This is a genomic window from Arthrobacter psychrochitiniphilus (assembly GCF_003185915.1).
Lineage (GTDB): Bacteria > Actinomycetota > Actinomycetes > Actinomycetales > Micrococcaceae > Specibacter > Specibacter psychrochitiniphilus.
In genome coordinates this window covers 668,438-685,932 of record NZ_QHLZ01000001.1, presented here as the reverse complement: position 1 = coordinate 685,932, position 17,495 = coordinate 668,438, and the positions used below count along the sequence as shown (strand labels likewise).

The following is a 17,495-nucleotide window of genomic DNA, read 5'->3' as shown; positions in this document are numbered from 1 at the left end:
AAAAAAGTGCGGGGCCAGCTTTCCCTTCTGGGAAAGCTGGCCCCGCACTTTGTGCAGCTCGCTGCGGAAACGGCTCAGGCGCCCGGGGTGGCAGGAATGCCAGGCTCCACATAGCGCTGCGAGTCGGCCATGGGAACCCAGACGGGGGAGGTCTGGCCAAGACCGGTGACGGGACGGTCGAAGGCATCAAAACGGGGCTCGGAATGCGCGGCAAACCAGTCCGTCAGCTGCTCCTGCAACTCTTGCCGGCGAGTCGCGAAGGCGGGATTGTCAATCTCGTTTCGGCTTTCCTGCGGGTCGGCCAGAAGATCGTAGAGCTCACAGACGGCCCCGCCATAGCGCACCACTAGCTTGTGGGACTTGGTACGGATCATCCGGGTGCCGCCGTACTCGTCGAAGATCACAATGGCATCCTTCCTGCTGGCATCCTTCGCGCTGGCATCCGCATCTGCGACGTCATTCAGGAACCGGGGAGCCATGGACTCGCCGGCAATCAAGGGATCCAGCGGGGCCGGGGCTCCAGCCAACTCAAGCAGTGTGGCGTGCAGGGACGCCGCGGAGGTCATGGTGTCATCGAGCCGCGGCACAATGGTCCCGGGCCGGTTGATGATGAACGGGACCAGGATGGAGTTATCCCACACGTTGAGGGGCGTGGTGCCGTTGCCCTTGCCCCAAATGCCGTGGTGGCCGCAGCTGAACCCATTGTCGGAGGTGAAAATGACATAGGTATCATCGCGGATTCCGGCGTCGTCCAAAATGTTCAGCAGACTCCCCACGCCCCGGTCCACCGCCGTGAGTGCGGCACAGAAACCGGCCAAGTTTTCCTGCGGGTTCCGCATTGCTGCAGCCAGATCGCCGTGGTCCCAGTTGAACCAGTCATGGGCGGGAGGCCGGGGAATGCTGGGGAACTCGCTGTCTTTGTACAGGTCCACATATTCCTGCGGGTGGTTGCCGTCCGTCCAAGGGGAATGTGGTGCTGTGTAGTGCACCTGCAGATAGAACGGTTCTTCCGCCTGGGCCAGCTCAGTCAGCATGGCGGCGGCATTTTTGGTGATCGCGTGCGTGATGTAGCCATCCTCGGATTGCTCCTTGCCGTCAGCAATGACAGGTGCACCAAAGTAGGATCCGCCGCCATCCCGGTGGCTATACCAATGACTGAATCCGGGGGCGGGCGTGCGGGCGTCGCCCAGATGCCACTTGCCCGAGTGGGCGCACGTGTACCCGGCCTCATGGAGTAGTTCCGGGGTGGTGGCAAAATCCTGCAAGTAATGCACGCCTCGTGTGCTGACACCGCTGTTTTCACTGCGCAACCAGTCATGCACACCGTGGGCCGAGGGCATCCTCCCTGTCACCAACGACGCGCGTGCCGGTGAACACACCGGGGAGGTGCAGAAGAACCGGGTCAGTTCCAATCCGGTCTCGCCCAGTTCATCCAGAACAGGGGTGATCAATTCGGGCATGGTGCGCCCGCGGGCCCAGGCGCCTTGGTCGTCAGTCATGACAACAATGAAGTTTGGCGCTTTGGCTGCTGTTTGCTTACTCATTTATCCGATCCTGCCACGATGCCGCTTTGGAAGTAGCGCTGGCCGAAGAGGAACAGCACCACTACGGGAATACTAATGATTAAAACGGCTGCCATGAGCAAGTTCCACTGAGTGGAGTCCTGTTGGAAGAAAACCGTCAGGCCAAGCTGGAGTGTTTGCATGTCATTGGAACGTGTCATGATCAAGGGCCACAGGAAATCGTTCCAGGCGCCCTGGAATGCCAGTACGGCAACGACGGCGACAGCTGGGAACGCCAGCGGCGTGTAGACCTGCCAGAAGATGCGGAACTCCCCTGCGCCGTCCAGTCTGGCGGCCTGGCCCAGTTCATCGGGTAGGTCAATGTAGAACTGACGCATGAGGAACACGCCCAGGGCGCTGGCCAGATGGGGGACCATGAGACCGAAGTAGGTGTTCAGGAGTCCGCCGCCACCGGCGCCCAGGATGTCGTTTCCGCCGAGTAGCGGGAACTTCGTCAAGATGATGAACAGTGGCACCATGATGACTTCTGGAGGTACTACCAGAAGGGCGATGAGCCCGCCCATGACCAGGCCCCGGCCGCGGAAATTGATCCGGGCCAGCGCATAACCTGCCATGCACGACAGGGCGACTTGGCAGGCCGAGGAGACCACGGTGACAATGGTGGAGTTGGCAAAATATAGGGCGAAGTCGGCGCTTTGGAAGGCGTTGAGGAAGTTCTCGGGGTGCACGCCGTCGGAGAATAGCGCCCCGCCGGAGGCAGTGGGCCCGCCTAGTGAAACCCCCACCACATAGAGCATGGGGACCAAATACATGGCACAGACCACCAGTGCGATCACGTACAGCCGTGCGCGGCCGGGTTTCCGCCGTCGGGCCTTCTGCATGCGGGGTGGACGGGCCTGCGACTTTTCGTCGATTCGATCAAGGACGGTGCTCATGGTGTGGACAGCTCCTGTCGGGAAAACAGCTTCTGGCCAAGCTTCAGCAGCAGCGAGGCCAACACAACGGCCAGGAACAACAGGACGGCGATGCTGCTGGCGGCACCAATGTTCAGTTCCGTGAAAGCCGAGTCATACATGCGGTAGACGAGGGTGCGGGTTGCGTTGATGGGCCCGCCCTGGGTCATGACGTAGGACTGGGTGAACATTTGCATGGCGCCCAGGAACCAGGTGACGAAGACGAACAGCAGGGTTGACTTCAATTGTGGAATGGTGACGAGGAAAAAGCGCTGGAATGCATTAGCGCCATCCACGTGAGCTGCCTCATTGATGGAGGTGGGGATGGCTTGGATGCCGGCTAGCAGGATCACCATGAAATATCCCAGATTGCGCCACAGGCTCATGACCATGATGGAGGGCATGGCCCAATTTTGGTCGGTCAGGAAGTAAATGGTGTCAATGCCCAGTCCGTTGAGTGCTGCGTTGATCGGCCCGATAGCCGGATCAAAAAGGAACGTCCAGATCAGTGAGATCACTACGTAAGAGGCGGCCTGCGGAATATAGACTACGGTGCGCATGGCGGCGCCGCCCTTGAGGGCCTGACTGAACAGCATGGCCACCATGAGGGCCACAACAACGCCGACAACCACCTGCCCGAACGCAAAATAGAACGTGTTTGTGGCCGCTTCCCAAAAAGCCTCGTCGCCAAAGAGCCTGCGGTAGTTTTCCAGGCCCACCCACTGTGGCTTGTTGATCATGTCGAACTTGGTCAAGCTGAAGTAGCCGGCCACGATCAAGGGGATGATGCTGATAAGCAGAATGACTGCCACTGCCGGCGTGACAAGAGCTACGCCGGCACGGCGCATTTTCCGTTCGGCTAGTGAACTAGGCGACGCCATTGATTTCATTCACCTTCTTATCAATTTCAGTCAGGGCTTCCTCGGTGGTGGCCTGGCCCAAGATGGCCTTCTGGAGCACAATCTTGATGGCCGGGCCGATGGCGAGCATGTTGGGACTTGAGGGTTGGGTCACCACGAATTCGCTGGCCTTGCTGAATCCCTCGGGCAGGCCCTTGAAGAAGTCTGAATTGACGGCGTCGGTACGGGTGGGAAGGGCGCCGACCCGCTCATTGAGGGTTTCCATGGTGCTGACGCTGGTGAGCAGCTTAACCAGTTCCCAGGCTTCGTCTTGGTGCTTGGTGCCAGCGGCAACGCCGAACTTGTTGACCCAGGCCGAGGAGACGGGCGCGCTGCTAGAGGTGGCCTTCAACGGCGGGCCGGCAACGATCTTCGGTGTGGGCTTGTCCGCAAAGTCCTGGGTGTTGCGGTATACCAGCAAGCCCGAATATTCGGCACTGGAGCGTCCGGCAGCCACGGCTCCCGCCCCGGTGCCGGTGAACACATCATTGAAGTCGGAGAGGCCGTCCTTGTAGAAGGAAACAAGGTAGTCAAGAGCGTTCTTGCCCGCGTCGCTGGAGAACGTGGCCTTTCCGGAGGAGTCCCAGTAGCTGCCGCCAGCCTGGAACATCAGCTGTGCAAAGGACTGTTGGATGCCAATGGATTTGTCATTGAACCAGGAGATGGGGCTCTTGGCGGGCCCGCCGTTCTTGGTGGAGAGCTTCTCGGCCATGGCCTTGTATTCATCCCAGGTGGTGGGCAGCGTGTCCTCTGTGTAGCCGACACTTTCCAGATGGTCCATGCGGTAGCAGGCCGTGCGGGTATCGGCGGCGAAGGGTAGCGCGTAGAGCTTGTCCTCGTAGCGGGCGTCCGTGAGCATGTTCTTGTTGAACTGTGCGCTTTCATCCCAGGCAGCAAATTTCTCATCCAGCGGTAGCAGGGCATTCTTGGACGCCAGCGGTGCGGTCCAAATGCCACCCAGTGTCACCACATCGGCCAGGGAGCTGCTGGCTGCGGCTGTGACCATCTTCTGAAAGCCGGAGGCCCAGTCTGAGGTGCGCAATTCCAGCTCAAAGCCCGTTTTGGTCTTGAATTGTTCTGCCACAGTTGTTTTCAAAAAGTCGATGGTCTTCTCATCTGCCCCCAGCAACTGCAAGGAGAGTGTCTTGCCGCCTCCGCCAGTGGCCGATCCTGTGCCCGTGCCGCAGGCCGAGAGGGCAGATAGTGCCCCAAGCCCGGCGGCGAGCGTGCCTGCCCGGAGAATGGTGCGGCGGGAGGGAAGATGGGAGGTAGTGTGCGCTGCGTTGGGCATGTCTCTTCACTTTCATGACGGTTGGGTGTGCCTGGAGCGGATGCACCATGTTCCGCGCTATGTTGGTAACATGATGTTACTAAGGGTGCTGTGTTATGTATCACTCTGTCAAGGTGGCCGAGTAACTTTCAAAATTTGAACGCGGTCTCAGATAGCTGTTGAACGGTGGGCGAACATGATTTCCATGACTCAGGGCGGCGTTAAACGTCACAACCAGGTCCGGGTGCTGCGCGCCGTCAGGGACGCCAGCGGCATTTCCCGCGCCCAACTTGCCGAGGTCCTGAACCTGACCAAGGTTGGCGTGTCACGACCCGTGGCTGAACTGGTGGCTGCAGGTCTCCTTGTGGAAGGGCAGGCCCCGCAATCCGGTCCGGGGCGCCGGCCCATCGGCCTGCAGCTGGCCCTGGGTAAGTTTGCTTCCATCGGGTTCGACATTCGCGTGGACCGGGCCATCGAGGTGGTCAGGGATGTGGACGGAACAGTGGTTTCTCAGCAGGTCATTGATCTGCCACCCGGTGTGACGGCCCCCGCGCTGCTCGCTATTTTGGCGCAACGGATTCTGGCCGCAGCCCTCCTGCCCAGATACACCATCATTGGCATAGGCGTTGCCCTGCCCGCCGAGCTCGATGATTCGCTGCGCACCGTCAAGTTTTCCCTGCCACTGGGGTGGGGAAAGGTGCCATTTTGTGATGAGTTGGAATCCCTGATTGAGAACAGGTACCAGGTGCGTCTGGCCGATGTCTCCGGCGCAGCAGCCCTGGCGAACAGCAGGATGGGCCTGCCTAACCTGGCCCACCTACAAATTGGTTATGGAGCCGGCCTGTCCTATATCCGGGACGGCTCGTTGGGCAGTCTGGGGCTGGTGGGCGAATTCGGACATATGCCCATGCTGGCCGGCGGGCCGCAGTGCTTGTGCGGACGCTTTGGCTGTCTTGATGCGGTGGCGGGGTTCCAAATCCTCGTGGACGGTGCCGCCAGGCTCGGCCTAGCCCATACCACCGGCCCCGGCGGCATGAACGATCTCAGCCGGAGGTTGTCGGAGGAGGCCGGCCAGGGAAATCAGCAGGTCTGCACGCTCATCGAATCGGTGGCACAGTGGCTGGCCCGGGTTGTTGCGGCCGTCATCACCATCCGTCCAGCGCAGGCCATGACAGTTGGCGGCTACCCTCTGGCCTTGGGTGACGCGTTCTGGCAGCCCTTTGTGGCAGCACTGGAGCAATTGCATCCTCAGGCTGCCCAGCTGATGGTGAAGTCCCCGCTCGGTGATGAGGCCTCCACCGTGGGGGTTGGGTTGCTTGGTGCGGAAATCCTCTTTAGTGACCCCATCGGCTGGGCCGCATTGCACTCGGGACTGCCGCAACTGATCTGAACACCGCCATCGTTCCGCAGCGCCGCGGCTGAACACCGGTCTGAACGCCGGGCCCGGCACCCGCCGGGCGTGGTGGCCGATAGGATTGAGGGCATGAGTTCTGCTGTTGGGTCCCAGGCCCGTCCGTTCCAAGTTGACCTGCACGGCGTTGTTGATTTGCTAAGTCGGCACATTTATTCGGGCCCGCAGGTCTATCTGCGTGAGCTGATTCAAAATGGGTGCGACGCCATTTCCGCTAGGCGTGCGGAATCCGGCTACGGGGACGGCGAAGGGCGCGGGGAGATCCGCATATTCCCCTCGAGCCCGGACAACCCCGAATTTCGCATTGATGATGACGGGATCGGCTTGAACGCGGAGGAAGTGGCGCAACTGTTAGCCACGGTGGGCCGCAGCTCCAAACGAGACTTCTTTGACATGCCCCGCCAGGATCTATTGGGGCAGTTCGGGATCGGCCTGCTCTCCTGCTTCATGGTGGCTGATGAAATTGTGGTTGTCTCCCGCAAAGCCGGCGAGAGCGCCGTGCGCTGGGTAGGGTCCGCGGCCGGGACTTTCAGCGTCAGTGTTCTGCGCGGTGCCGAGCTTCCCGTGGGGACCAGTGTGAAGCTGCGCCCGCGCGCTGACGATGCTGAACTGTGCCACCGCGCACAGGTCACCGAGTTGGCCAGCCGCTACGGGCGCTACCTGCCCGTGCCCATCTTGATTGCCGACGGCACCGGCGGATTCGACACCATCAACCAGTCACCCGTGTTTGCGCTGGGCGGTCAGGAGCGTCTTGATCGGCGCGGCGAGATCATGGAACTGGGCACCGAACTTCTGGGCACCCGCCCGCTGGACGCCATTGAGCTGAGTAGCCCCGCCACCGGCACGCGCGGCACCGCCTACATCCTGCCGTTCACGCCGCCACCGGCAGCCCGTGCCGCGCATTCGGTGTACCTCGGCGGCATGCTGGTGGAGGAGCGCAGTCAGGACCTGCTGCCTGAGTGGGCGTTCTTTGCACGCGCCGTGGTGGATTCCACCGGTCTGAAACCCACGGCGTCCCGGGAATCGCTGGTGGCCGATGAATCGCTGGAGATCACCCGGGCTGAGCTGGGTGCGGCCCTGCGCGCCTGGATCATCCGCATGGGTACCGGGAACCCGAACAAGCTGGCAGAGTTTGTCTCCATCCACCACTTGGGCTTGAAATCGCTGGTGGCCTACGACGACGAACTTGCCTCATTCCTGACGCGTTGGCTGAGCCTGGAGACCACTGCCGGACGGATGAGCATCGAGGAGCTGGTGTCCCGCAAGCAGCTCATCCGCTACACAGAGTCGCTGGAAGAATTCCGCCAAATTGCCGCGATTGTCCCTGCCGAGGACCCCGTGGTCAATGGGGGCTACGTGTATGACGCGGAGATTATCCGCCGCCTGCCATTCCTCTTTGACGGGGCCACCGTGGAGAAGGTTGCCCTGGCCTCGCTGCTGGATACTCTCGCCGTCCCGGCCCTGGCCGAGCGTGCCACGGTGCTGGTCTTCGAACAGCGCGCCAGTGCCGTACTGGCCTCCTTTGACGTACAAGTCAGTGTGCGCAGTTTTTCACCGGCCAACGTTTCGGCACTGTATCTGGCAGATGATGCGGTGCTGCGAGGACTCCAGCGCAGCGCCGCCCGCAGGGTGTCCAACTCGTTATGGAACGGTGTGCTGGACCAGGCAGGAAAGTCGCTAGACGCTGCAACGGAGCTCAACCGCCGGCTGCCACAAGCCACACTGTGCGCCAACTGGGAGAACCCACTGATCCGCACATTGGCCCGCAGCAGCGACGAGGCAGTGTTTAACCGGACCATGAAGCTGCTGTATGTGCAGGCCATGCTCGCAGCTCATCTGCCGTTGGGAGCCGCCCAGCGCAGCCTGCTCACCGAATCGCTCAGTGACCTGGTGCAGTTGAGCCTGGAACATTAGCGCCGCCCGAATTTTAATCGCTGGTTGATCCATTGCCGGCACCGCCCCTAGCCCGGGCGCCAACAACCTGCCACCGTGAGGGAACTTGAAATGAACACGAGCGAAGGACTTGAAGGCCTCATCCACGAGGCGGCAACCTCCTCTTGGGGGCCCGAACTTGCTGCCATTGTGGAAAAGGCGTTGGCGCTCGCCGTGGAGCAAGGCGATGAGTCCGGTGAATACCGGGTGCGCTTGATCATGGGCAACAATGCCCAAATGTCAGGAGACACGGACATGCTCCTGACCAATTTTGCCTGGTGCCTGGCTAAGCATGACCAAGACCCGCTGCGGTTCCCGGCAGAGCCTGATGAGGGCAGCGACCTCATGTGGCAGTTCAAATGGATGGCGGGCGTGCTGGGCGCCGACCCCCGATTTTCCAGAGAACAAATAGCGGCCGTCATGGAGGACATGGACCAGCATTACCGCAGGGCCAACCTGGGGATGTCCGGGGTGGCCATGGCACGCTTCGAATTGGCCTTCTATGATGGCCATCTCGAGGACGCCCGGGAAGCGTTCGCCACCCTGAATGCCACGGAGCGTGATGACTACTCCCACTGCGAGGCTTGTGTCCGCTCGGTTGCCATGGACTACTACCTGAGCATTGGGGATGTGGAACAGGGTATTGGCGCCTTTGCGGAAATCATGGACGGCGGCTTCAGTTGCGGTGAAGAGCCGGAGAACGCAATTTCCATGGTGCTACTTCCCTTACTGCGCGCCGGTGACGTAGATGGCCTGGATTCCTTGCACCGGCGCAGTCTGCGCGCAGCCCGGAACAACGCCGATAACTTGGGGATCATCGCCAACCATGTGGTGTTCTGTGCCGTAACAGGCAATGAGGCCCGTGGCGTGGCACTGGCCGAACGGCATTTGGCCTGGCTGGCCCACGATCCCTTGTCCCACCGGAAACACCTGAACTTCCTCACCGCGCTGGGCTTGCTGATGGAGAAAGTGGTTGCAGGCGGCAACGGCGAGATCCCTATCCGGGGCTCGGACAGCGCACTTCTGAATCCCTTCTTGGGGGAGCGTCAGGGTGTTCTTTCCGCCCAGGAACTGGCGCCCTTGTGCTGGGCTGCGGCGGAGGCCCTGGCTGCAGATTTCGATGATCGCAATGGCAACAGCTGGCACGCCCAGCAGGTGCGAGCACGCCGGGAGCTGGTGGCCGAAACTCACCCGTTGCCGCTCGGGGACGAGGCGCTCACTACCTTGGCCCAGCCGGCCGCCGTCGAACCTCAGGGCACTGAAGAGTGGCGTATTCGGGCTATAGATTTAGCAGCTACCGGCCAGTATGACGCAGCGCTGGCGGCCTATGCCAGCGGTGTGCGCGGCACCGAAGACCCCCGGGAGCTGGCCTCCCTGCACCGGGTTGCTGGCGGAATTTACGCCAGCTTACCGGGGGAGAAGAATACGGAGTTGCTGCGGGAATCCGTTTCGTTGCGTGCTATTGCGCTGCGTGCTGCCGGGGATGAGACCATGGCGGCTTTGGCGGAGCGGACCACCGAGCTGCTGGACGGGCCAGGCAATGCGGACAATGCGGAAGGTACTGAGGCGAAACTGGCCCTCATCACCAAGGAACTGGCGTCCCTCACAGACCACCCCGAAGCTTGCTATGACCTTTATGCCGACCGTGCCTATCTCTTGATCGCCGGCGGTCACCTAGAACAAGCCCGGGTAGCCCTGACGGAGACGGAGGCGGCTATCAACGAATGGGCCGTTTCTTTCCTGGCACCATCGGAGCAAGTGCTGCGCCGGGCCAGGGCTTATCACTCCTCGCTCATGCTGCGCCTTGCCGTTGAATCTGATGACCTCGAGGAAATGAGCCGTTGGGTGCAACGGAATCTGGAGCTGGAGACGTACGTGGTCCGCAGGGCCACCAGCTTGGGGATGCGGGCGCGGCTGGCGGCACAGCGAGGTGAGCTCGTCAGCGCCTTGGCCGATGCCGAAGAGTCCACGGATTTGCTGTTGAGTGTGGGAGCGCGTGAGACTGCGGCGCAGTCCAGTGCCCTGACGGCGGCCATTTTGGCCGATATGGGCCGTACCGAGGAATTCCGTTCGCGCCTGCGCTTTGGCATCGCGCAGGCCCGGTTGGCCGAGTCCCCGCAAGTTCTGGGCCTGGCCTACACACTGTCCAGGGATCTGGTGGAACACGGCTCCAACGAGGAAGCCATTGAGATCATAGATGAGACCCTGAATAATTCCGGGCTGGACATAGGGGACCATGACCGCGGGGAACTGTACGAACTTCTGGGTATGGCCCTGCGCGGCGCCGGTGAACTCGGCGGTGCGGTGAACGCCTGGGCTGTGGGAATTACGGCTTTTGCGGCCAACGGGGAAGCTGACCGGGTGGCACAGCTGCACCTGGCGCTCAGTTCCACTTATCAGGAAGCGGGCTATCTTGAGCTGGCTGCCCAAAGCGCGCGGCAAGCCGTTGACACGTTGGCGAGTGCTCTTGAATCAGGGGCTGTTGGGATAGAGCCGCAGGCCCTGATCGCCGCCCACATGCAGCTAGCGGAAGTGCTCAGCCTGGACGACGACGATACCGCCGCCGCCACGATTGAGACCGCCAGCACGCTTGCCGTACAGGCCGATTCGGGCGTGCAGGCGGCGCAGATCCAGCTGATCCGTGCCCGCCACCTGTTCCGGGCAGAAGAGGTGGATGCGGCGGTGGCGCAGGCACTGCAAGCCGCCAGTGCCTTGGAAACTCTTGATGATGGGCAACAGCAGTCCGTCTTGGCGCTTTTGCAGGCTGCGCACATGCTGGACAATGCCAAACGCCATGACGACGCCGTGGCTATTTACCACAGCGTATTGGAAGAGCTGCAGGGGGATCCTCAGGGGCAGGAAATTGTCCGCCACCAATTGGCCGACTGTCTTGAAGCCGGTGGCCGAAATGCTGAAGCCGCAGCTGTGCGCGCAGAGGCGGAAGAAGGCCAGCAGCGCGGCTAGCTACCTCTGCGCGCTGGGTAACTTAATAGGGTGCCACTTAGTACTGTGCCACCTAGACTGGGCCGCATGGCTATTATTCATGACGCGCAGCTGCACCCGTCCAAGTCCGAGCTCCTCATTGAGTGGTTGCCATCGCAGCCGTGGTTTCAGGGCGCCGCCGCCACTCTCGTAAGGGTTGGTGCCTACCGTTTCGATGACCCTGCGGGTGAAGTGGGGATTGAAACCCACCTGGTGGCGGTAGACGGCCGCACCTATCAGGTGCCGCTGACGTACCGGGGCGCGCCGCTGGCTGGGGCGCAGGATTTCCTCATCGCCACCATGGAGCATTCAGTCCTGGGCCGGCGCTGGGTCTACGATGCTACAGCCGATCCCGTCTACCTCGGCGAACTCGCTGCTGCGATCCTGACTGGCAAACCGCAGGCCGTGGAAACCCTTGCCGCCGCTGGTGGGGGAGTCCTTCCGGCCACGGTCCAGCTGGCCAGTACGGGAACACCCGCCACGTCCGACGCCGGGCTGCCGGACTTGCGCTGCGGGTTCCCGGCGACCACCGGGGTAATCACGAACGTTCCCTGCGGAGCAGTGAACTTTGCCATTTTGCGAGAATTGGACACCACCGGGACGGTGCAGCATGAGCACTCATTGAGCGCGCGCTGGGACGGGCAGGAAGTACCGGTTTTGCTTGCCGCTGCTATCGCTGCCTGAGCTCAGAGCGGGGAAACGATAGCCGAGAGTGGCTTGACCGTGCCCAAGCCCCGGAAGAAAGCCCTGGGAATCTGCTTTCTGGTGCTGATTTACGCCGCGGCGTTTATCCTATTGATCATCCCTGCCGTCTTCTTGTTCATTGGCCTGCAAGCGCTCGGCAGCACCATGGGTCTCTGGGCGGGGGAGCCCACTACCAACGACGGCGAAGAGTCCTGGGCGACCATTGCCGGCCTTGTTGCCTTCGCAGTAGTGCTCACCGGAGCAGGGCTCGGAGCGTGGCCGCTGGCCCGGCGTTTCGGCATGCGTCCGTGGCGGAGCGTTGCCATTGCAAGCGGCGCCGTGGTCATGGGATTTGCCGTGTGGCTGATTCCCGGTTTCTAGTAAGGCACAGGTTCCGGTTCTGCCCGTGGGAGCAGCGCGGCGTAAGCAATTGCTGCCGCAATGAACAGGAGCAGAAAGCCCAGTAGACCCATGGCTACCGAGTTGCTGGAGGCCTGCTCTTGGGCGACGCCGAATCAGGCTCAGCATGGTTGCCACGGCGACCAGGACGGCCAGCACAAGGATTGTGGGGCTGTACCCAACGCCGTCGGGCCCACATGTCTGGCAAGGTGCCTGGGCAGCAGTGGGTTGAGAATTAGCCACAGCACAATACCCGCGATCAGGGCGCAAGCCGGTATGACAACCAGCAAAGGCAAGGCTTTCGTCGTCGTTCTTGGTGTACTCGGCTGCTTGGAATTCACAGACAAACTTATCCCCTTTTAGCTCTGCCCCGGTGTCATCCGGCATCCATTCACCGGACCGAAGGGGCCCCTGACTAAAAGGCCAGGGACTGGGAGCGCGGGCCAGGCTATCTGGCTGCCAGGCGTAGATTGACCTTCTGGCAGAGCTGTTCCTCAGTCAGAACGGTCCCACGCTCGTCCTTAAGCGGGAACACAACCACGGTGTTGTTGGGATTCAGGCAGGCACCCAAAGCGGGGGATGTGGTGACGGGGCCATGATTCGTGTTCTCGGGGCCAACGAATTTTCCGGGAACCATGAATCCGTAGGCCCAGGTGGCTTCGCAGGAACTGATGGCACCGGCAACTCCAAGGGGGTCCATGCCATCAGCCTGTGCGGCATCCGTATATTCAGAAGTGGTGGATTGCGCGCTGTAACAACGGGTCGTGTTGTCGATCTGGAACTGGGTTGCGGGAATAACAATTGCTGCTGCGCTAATACCGAGCACCAGTGTTCCCGTGCCGGCCAGGAGAGTCACCTTACGCATCTTGGCCGTGTGCTGTTTCCGTGCGATTTCATTTTGGGTGCTAGACCAAACCCGGTCCATGTCAGCGTCAGTGGGCCAGTGATCGTGTTGTTCATTGTTCATGATGCATCCTTTATTCGCTGGCGGGAGAGCCGGTTGCGGACTGCTGAATGGGTGATTCCCAATGACTGTGCAGCGGCTTCGTAGCTGAAAAGCGTTGACAAGGCAGAGCCGAAAAATCTCTCGGTCCGTGGCCGAGAGTGCCGCGAGCTCGGGTTGCACGCTTCGCAGCAGCGCGGCATCCATGGCGTGGCTTTCGATGTTGTGCCCCGGCTGGTGGAGGTGGGGGGGTGATCTGCCAGATCCGCGTGGTCGCTTCACCATTCCTTCTTGCGGATGTTCCGGCACTGCAGGCGGCACACCGTCGCCAGCCAAGGCATCAGCGAGCCGCCGGGCAAGTCAATGTCGTTGGATTTTTCCCACAGCACTATGAACGTGGCTTGGGCTGCGTCCTCAGCAGAGTTCCTAGACCCGAGAAAGCGATGGGCAACGGTGGCGGTCGCCTTGAAATGACGTTCGTAGATCTCCCGAAAAGCTTCGTGGTCCACTGTTTGGAGGCGTCTGAGTAGCTCATGTTCCGAGACCTGGCGGGCAGCTTGGACAGCTTCGGGCTTCATTGCTGCACACTCGCTTTCATTGGATTTGTTGACGCTTACACCTGTCTATGTCCGTAGCCGAGTAATCGTCTCATCACTGCGGCGTAGTATTTTTTCGCCGGCGGATGCAGCAGCGCCGTTGTCAGTACTCGACTGCATGGCTCGTTTCAGAGCAACGAAACGAACCCTGCCGCCCGATGAGAGGACTACTGAGAGAGAACCACTGGGCAGGGGTTGGCAAAAACCCGCTTCACGTTCATGCAGTGGGATGCGGGGGCACATACTTCGGCATAAATCCGAATGATTTGTACAGTGGGAGGCATGTTACTAAGCCGAACCGCACTGTTGACCTTGATTCTGTCCATTGGGTTGCTCGTTGGCGGGGCGCTCGTCGTCACCTTCACGGCTCTGGGCATATTAGGGTGGGCCCTGCTTGTAGTAGGCATCGTGGCTGCAATCGTCGCCGTCACCACGTCAAAGCCGGAGCGTCTGAGCGAGAAAGCTGGCACTGCACAGAATCAAAACTGAGCTTCCTTTTAGAGCATCAGAATTCCATAACGGCAAGCTCTTGCGGGAGCCACCAGATTACAGTCTCTGACTGTTAGGTGCTGCGGGCCCTGTATCTTGGCGCACCTTTTACCAATCGACGCCTGCTGCGCGCAAAATCGAGTTGATCTTTTCATCATGTTCGGTGTTCCAAGCATCAAGTGTCTGGGCATCCTCTTGCTGGGCTTTCGCCGAGACCGCTTTCAATACCGTTTCCAGGCGGTCAGCTGGCACAGCGACGATCCCTTCCTCATCCGCAACGATGAAATCACCTGGGTGAATGAGTACGCCACCGCAGTTCACGGGTTGTTGCAGCGGAAGTACCACAGCTTTCAGCCCTGGCTTAGGCACTACGGCACGCGCAAATACGGGAAACCCGAGTTCACGGATTTCTTTGACATCACGGATCGCGCCGTCGACTATCAAACCGGCAATCCCGCGCCGGAGTGCGACAGCACAAACGTTTCCGCCTGCGATTGCATGGGAAGCATCACCGCCGTCAACTACCAGTACAGACCCAACGGGGGCACGGTGAATCGCTGCGTGGAGCATCAAATTATCTCCAGGGGCGCAGCGCACTGTATAGGCAGGTCCGTTTAGTTGCGCACCGTCCCACAACGGCCGAATTTCAGAACTAAGGATTTGCGACCGGTTAACCTGATCGGCGACTGCTGTGGGCGAGACAAACTGCGGCAAGGCTGACATGAGGACTCCCTAAAGTGATCGGATGCACTTTGAGCCTACTGGCCAATGGTCGTGGACGTGTCTGGTGAGTGTTGCTTGGGCGGGTACAGCTGGTGCCGAACGAGGATCCGGAAGGCTAGCTGTCGATGTGCCTCGACGACGATCAGATCGATCACCAGAACCTCGTCTCCTGCAGACTGTAATGGCCTCACCGGAGCAGGACCTCTCCTGCGCCAGCACACCTCCACCGGGCTCAATGCGCGGGTCAGCTGCTCTACTGTGTTCCGAGCGGGGACAGGCAGTTGGTGAGCCCGTCATGAAGCAGTGATATCACGTTTAACCGCCTTCAGCGAGTGTTCCTGCCGAGTCAAGAACTGCTTGCCGAACCATCTCGCGGGTCAGGTCTCCGACTTCCTCCGACAGCCGCGCTGTACGTTTCTCCCCGATGAACGGCCGTGCAGGCGAGTCTTGAAATTTGTGCAGACGAGTACTGGAAACGACATACATAGGCTCACTAGTAATATTTGAACGTGTTCAAAAAGAGTGCTTTACTTTGAACTGAACACGTTCAAAAGATGGGACTCGGCATGAATGACAACCGGTTGGAGCGCAAGAGCGATCAAACGAAGGCTCTGGTGCGCCAGAGTGCCCTTGGCTTGTTTCGGAGCCAGGGCTATGCCAAAACCACCATGCGCGCTATCGCGGAGGAGGCGGGTGTTTCACTGGGGAGCACCTATTACTACTTTGCATCCAAGGATGAACTGGTCCTGGAGCTGTACCGCGAGTCCGTGACGGAGCAGCGGGCTGCTGCCAGCGCAGCCTTGCAGGACAAGTCAGGCCTGGGTGAGCGGCTGAAGGCGGCACTTCATGCCGGTGTTGATGCAATGACCCCCTATCACGCGTTTGGCGGTGCCTTCGTTGGTAGCGCACTGCCCCCGCAATCTGCGGTCAACCCCTTTGGTCCGGCTTCCGCTGGGGTCCGCGAAGACGCTATTGGAATTTTTCGCAACGTTGTTGAGGGAACCAAGGTGCCAGCGTTCCTGCGTGCCCAGCTGCCGGAACTGCTGTGGCTCGGCTACATGGGTGTAGTCCTGTTCTGGGTGTACGACCATTCCGAAGACCAACGCCGCACCCGCGCCCTGATCGACGGCGCCGCCCCTCTGATTGCCAAACTGGTGGGACTTTCGAGGCTGCCCGTGGTGAAGCCGCTCATTGAGGAAGCGCTCGCGCTGAAGGCCCGGGTGCAAGGATGAAAAGTGTGGTGATTGCGGGTGCCTCCGGTTTCATCGGAACGTATTTCCGCCGTGAGTTTGCCGCCGGTGGGTGGCAGGTACGCACCGTGGGGCGAACGGGCGACGCCGTGTGGGGCGATACCGCGGCCATCACAGAACTCCTCGAGGGTGCGGACTTGCTGGTGAACCTGGCCGGGAAGTCTGTCTCCTGCCGTTACACGCCAGCGAACAAGGCCGAGATCATCCGCTCCCGCCGCGAGACCACCGCCGAGCTGGGCCGCGCCGTTGCCGGCTGCACCCGCCCACCCGGGGACTGGTTCAATGCCAGCACCGGGACCATCTACCGTGACGCGCGGGACCGGCCGCAAGACGAGTGCGACGGCGAACTTGGCTCCGGCTTCTCCGTCGAGGTGGCGCGGGGCTGGGAAGAAACGCTGGCTGCCGCAAATACCCCTGGCACGCGGCGGATCCCGCTGCGCATCACGATCGCGATGGGGCCCGGCGGCGGTGCCATGCGCCCCTTCAACACCCTGGTCCGGCTGGGGCTTGGCGGGCGCATGGGCGGCGGCGAACAGAAATACAGTTGGGTCCACATCGAGGATCTGTTCCGTGCCGTGATCTTCCTGCATTCCCACCCGGAGATTACCGGACCGGTCAACATTGCCGCGCCCGGGGTCGTGAAAAATGCCACCCTCATGGCAGCCGTGCGCCGGGCTAACCATGTGCCTTTCGGACTGCCTGCCCCTGCCTGGCTGCTGCGGATAGGAGCCGTGCTGATTTGCACGGAAACCGAGCTCGTGCTCAAGAGCCGCTGGGTCTCGGCGAGCAAACTGCAGGACGCCGGGTTCGAGTGGAAACACCCGGAACTGGCTGGTGCACTTGCCGACATCGCAGGCGGCTCCCGTGGCTGAGGAAGGGCAGTACCCGCCCAGACAGGCGCAGAGCGCCCAGTGGGCCAAGAAGGATCGTTTCAGGATGCGCTACGGTGCAAGCGCCCTGATCATCGGTTGGTTGGGCACTTTCCTCCTCTTTTGCCTAGGGCTGACTGTTGCAAATTTGATCGCCGAGGGCCCACACGGGTTGGGAGCGGGCTTCTTCTTCCTAGCGGTGATGTTTGGTTTTCCAGTTGCCCTCTTGGCTGGCCTGCCACTGGCTGTTCTGCTCGCCTGGCCATTGCGGAGGGTCCGGGACCAGCGCCTTCATGTTGTGGCCTTCGCCCTAGCTATGGGGGTGGTTGCAACAGGTGCTGTTCTGTTTTTCTATGCACCGGACTCTGCGGAAATGGGTGGGCTCATGGTCGCTTTGATCCTATGGACCGCAGCGTGCGGTGCTATAGGCCGGGCGTCCGTCATCAAGCTTGTGACGCGCCGTAACCCGCTTGTTCCTGGAGGCCTTGAAGACGGGCTGAGCCGCACCGATCCGGTAGGCTCGCCATAACACTGCCTGCCCCCGCTACTTGCCGAGAATGGATGACCGCGAC

16 protein-coding genes are annotated in these 17,495 nt (G+C 61.0%); 9 read left to right on the top strand and 7 right to left on the bottom strand.

Annotation, left to right across the window (positions count from 1 at the left end; all coding sequences use genetic code 11):
* Positions 1–74: 74 nt before the first annotated feature.
* Genes CVS29_RS02930 through CVS29_RS02915 form a run of 4 tightly spaced genes read right to left on the bottom strand, consistent with a single transcriptional unit; the run spans position 75 to position 4,666 of the window.
* Positions 75–1,544: a sulfatase-like hydrolase/transferase gene (locus CVS29_RS02930; protein ID WP_110104797.1), complete on the bottom strand. Its 1,470-nt coding sequence runs from the start codon at positions 1,542–1,544 to the stop codon at positions 75–77.
* Positions 1,541–2,458 (bottom strand): carbohydrate ABC transporter permease, encoded by a 918-nt coding sequence (locus CVS29_RS02925; RefSeq protein WP_245932022.1) that lies wholly within the window; start codon positions 2,456–2,458, stop codon positions 1,541–1,543. The genes CVS29_RS02930 and CVS29_RS02925 overlap by 4 nt, the downstream gene beginning before the upstream one ends.
* Entirely contained in the window at positions 2,455–3,357 is a 903-nt protein-coding gene (locus CVS29_RS02920) for a carbohydrate ABC transporter permease (RefSeq protein WP_110104796.1), read from the bottom strand. Before CVS29_RS02920 ends, CVS29_RS02925 begins: the two co-directional genes overlap by 4 nt.
* On the bottom strand, positions 3,344–4,666 hold the full coding sequence (locus CVS29_RS02915) for an extracellular solute-binding protein (RefSeq protein ID WP_110104795.1): 1,323 nt from the start codon (positions 4,664–4,666) through the stop codon (positions 3,344–3,346). The genes CVS29_RS02920 and CVS29_RS02915 overlap by 14 nt, the downstream gene beginning before the upstream one ends.
* Positions 4,667–4,841: 175 nt before the next feature.
* Between CVS29_RS02915 and CVS29_RS02910 the strand changes: the two genes are divergently transcribed.
* From CVS29_RS02910 to CVS29_RS02890, 5 genes are all read left to right on the top strand, one after another.
* Positions 4,842–6,035: an ROK family transcriptional regulator gene (locus tag CVS29_RS02910; protein ID WP_110104794.1), complete on the top strand. Its 1,194-nt coding sequence runs from the start codon at positions 4,842–4,844 to the stop codon at positions 6,033–6,035.
* 93 nt (positions 6,036–6,128) lie between these two features.
* Complete coding sequence (locus tag CVS29_RS02905) at positions 6,129–7,970, top strand: HSP90 family protein (RefSeq protein WP_110104793.1); 1,842 nt, start codon at positions 6,129–6,131, stop codon at positions 7,968–7,970.
* Positions 7,971–8,060: 90 nt separating this feature from the next.
* Entirely contained in the window at positions 8,061–10,952 is a 2,892-nt protein-coding gene (locus tag CVS29_RS02900; protein WP_110104792.1) for an ATP-binding protein, read from the top strand.
* A 66-nt stretch (positions 10,953–11,018) separates the two neighbouring features.
* Positions 11,019–11,654, top strand: coding sequence for a CG0192-related protein (locus CVS29_RS02895; RefSeq protein WP_110104791.1), 636 nt, complete (start codon positions 11,019–11,021; stop codon positions 11,652–11,654).
* Positions 11,655–11,693: 39 nt separating this feature from the next.
* A complete protein-coding gene (locus tag CVS29_RS02890; RefSeq protein ID WP_110104790.1) occupies positions 11,694–12,035 on the top strand; it encodes a hypothetical protein in 342 nt (113 codons plus the stop codon).
* Positions 12,036–12,501: 466 nt separating this feature from the next.
* Here the strand turns inward: CVS29_RS02890 and CVS29_RS02880 are convergent, their stop codons facing one another.
* Positions 12,502–13,020, bottom strand: coding sequence for a hypothetical protein (locus tag CVS29_RS02880; protein WP_110104788.1), 519 nt, complete (start codon positions 13,018–13,020; stop codon positions 12,502–12,504).
* Between the two features lie 254 nt (positions 13,021–13,274).
* Positions 13,275–13,574 (bottom strand): RNA polymerase sigma factor, encoded by a 300-nt coding sequence (locus CVS29_RS02875; RefSeq protein ID WP_110104787.1) that lies wholly within the window; start codon positions 13,572–13,574, stop codon positions 13,275–13,277.
* A 300-nt stretch (positions 13,575–13,874) separates the two neighbouring features.
* Between CVS29_RS02875 and CVS29_RS02870 the strand changes: the two genes are divergently transcribed.
* Entirely contained in the window at positions 13,875–14,081 is a 207-nt protein-coding gene (locus tag CVS29_RS02870) for a hypothetical protein (RefSeq protein WP_146212979.1), read from the top strand.
* A 108-nt stretch (positions 14,082–14,189) separates the two neighbouring features.
* On the opposite strand, the gene CVS29_RS02865 is transcribed toward CVS29_RS02870, so the two are convergent.
* Complete coding sequence (locus CVS29_RS02865) at positions 14,190–14,804, bottom strand: RraA family protein (RefSeq protein ID WP_110104785.1); 615 nt, start codon at positions 14,802–14,804, stop codon at positions 14,190–14,192.
* Between the two features lie 566 nt (positions 14,805–15,370).
* On the opposite strand from CVS29_RS02865, the gene CVS29_RS02860 reads away from it, so the two are divergent.
* The 3 genes from CVS29_RS02860 to CVS29_RS02850 are packed head-to-tail and all read left to right on the top strand — an operon-like array spanning position 15,371 to position 17,452.
* A complete protein-coding gene (locus CVS29_RS02860) occupies positions 15,371–16,036 on the top strand; it encodes a TetR/AcrR family transcriptional regulator (protein ID WP_245932021.1) in 666 nt (221 codons plus the stop codon).
* A complete protein-coding gene (locus CVS29_RS02855) occupies positions 16,033–16,926 on the top strand; it encodes a TIGR01777 family oxidoreductase (RefSeq protein ID WP_110104784.1) in 894 nt (297 codons plus the stop codon). Before CVS29_RS02860 ends, CVS29_RS02855 begins: the two co-directional genes overlap by 4 nt.
* Positions 16,919–17,452 carry a hypothetical protein gene (locus CVS29_RS02850; RefSeq protein WP_110104783.1) on the top strand — a complete coding sequence of 178 codons (534 nt, stop codon included), beginning with the start codon at positions 16,919–16,921 and terminating at the stop codon, positions 17,450–17,452. Before CVS29_RS02855 ends, CVS29_RS02850 begins: the two co-directional genes overlap by 8 nt.
* Positions 17,453–17,495 lie beyond the last annotated feature (43 nt).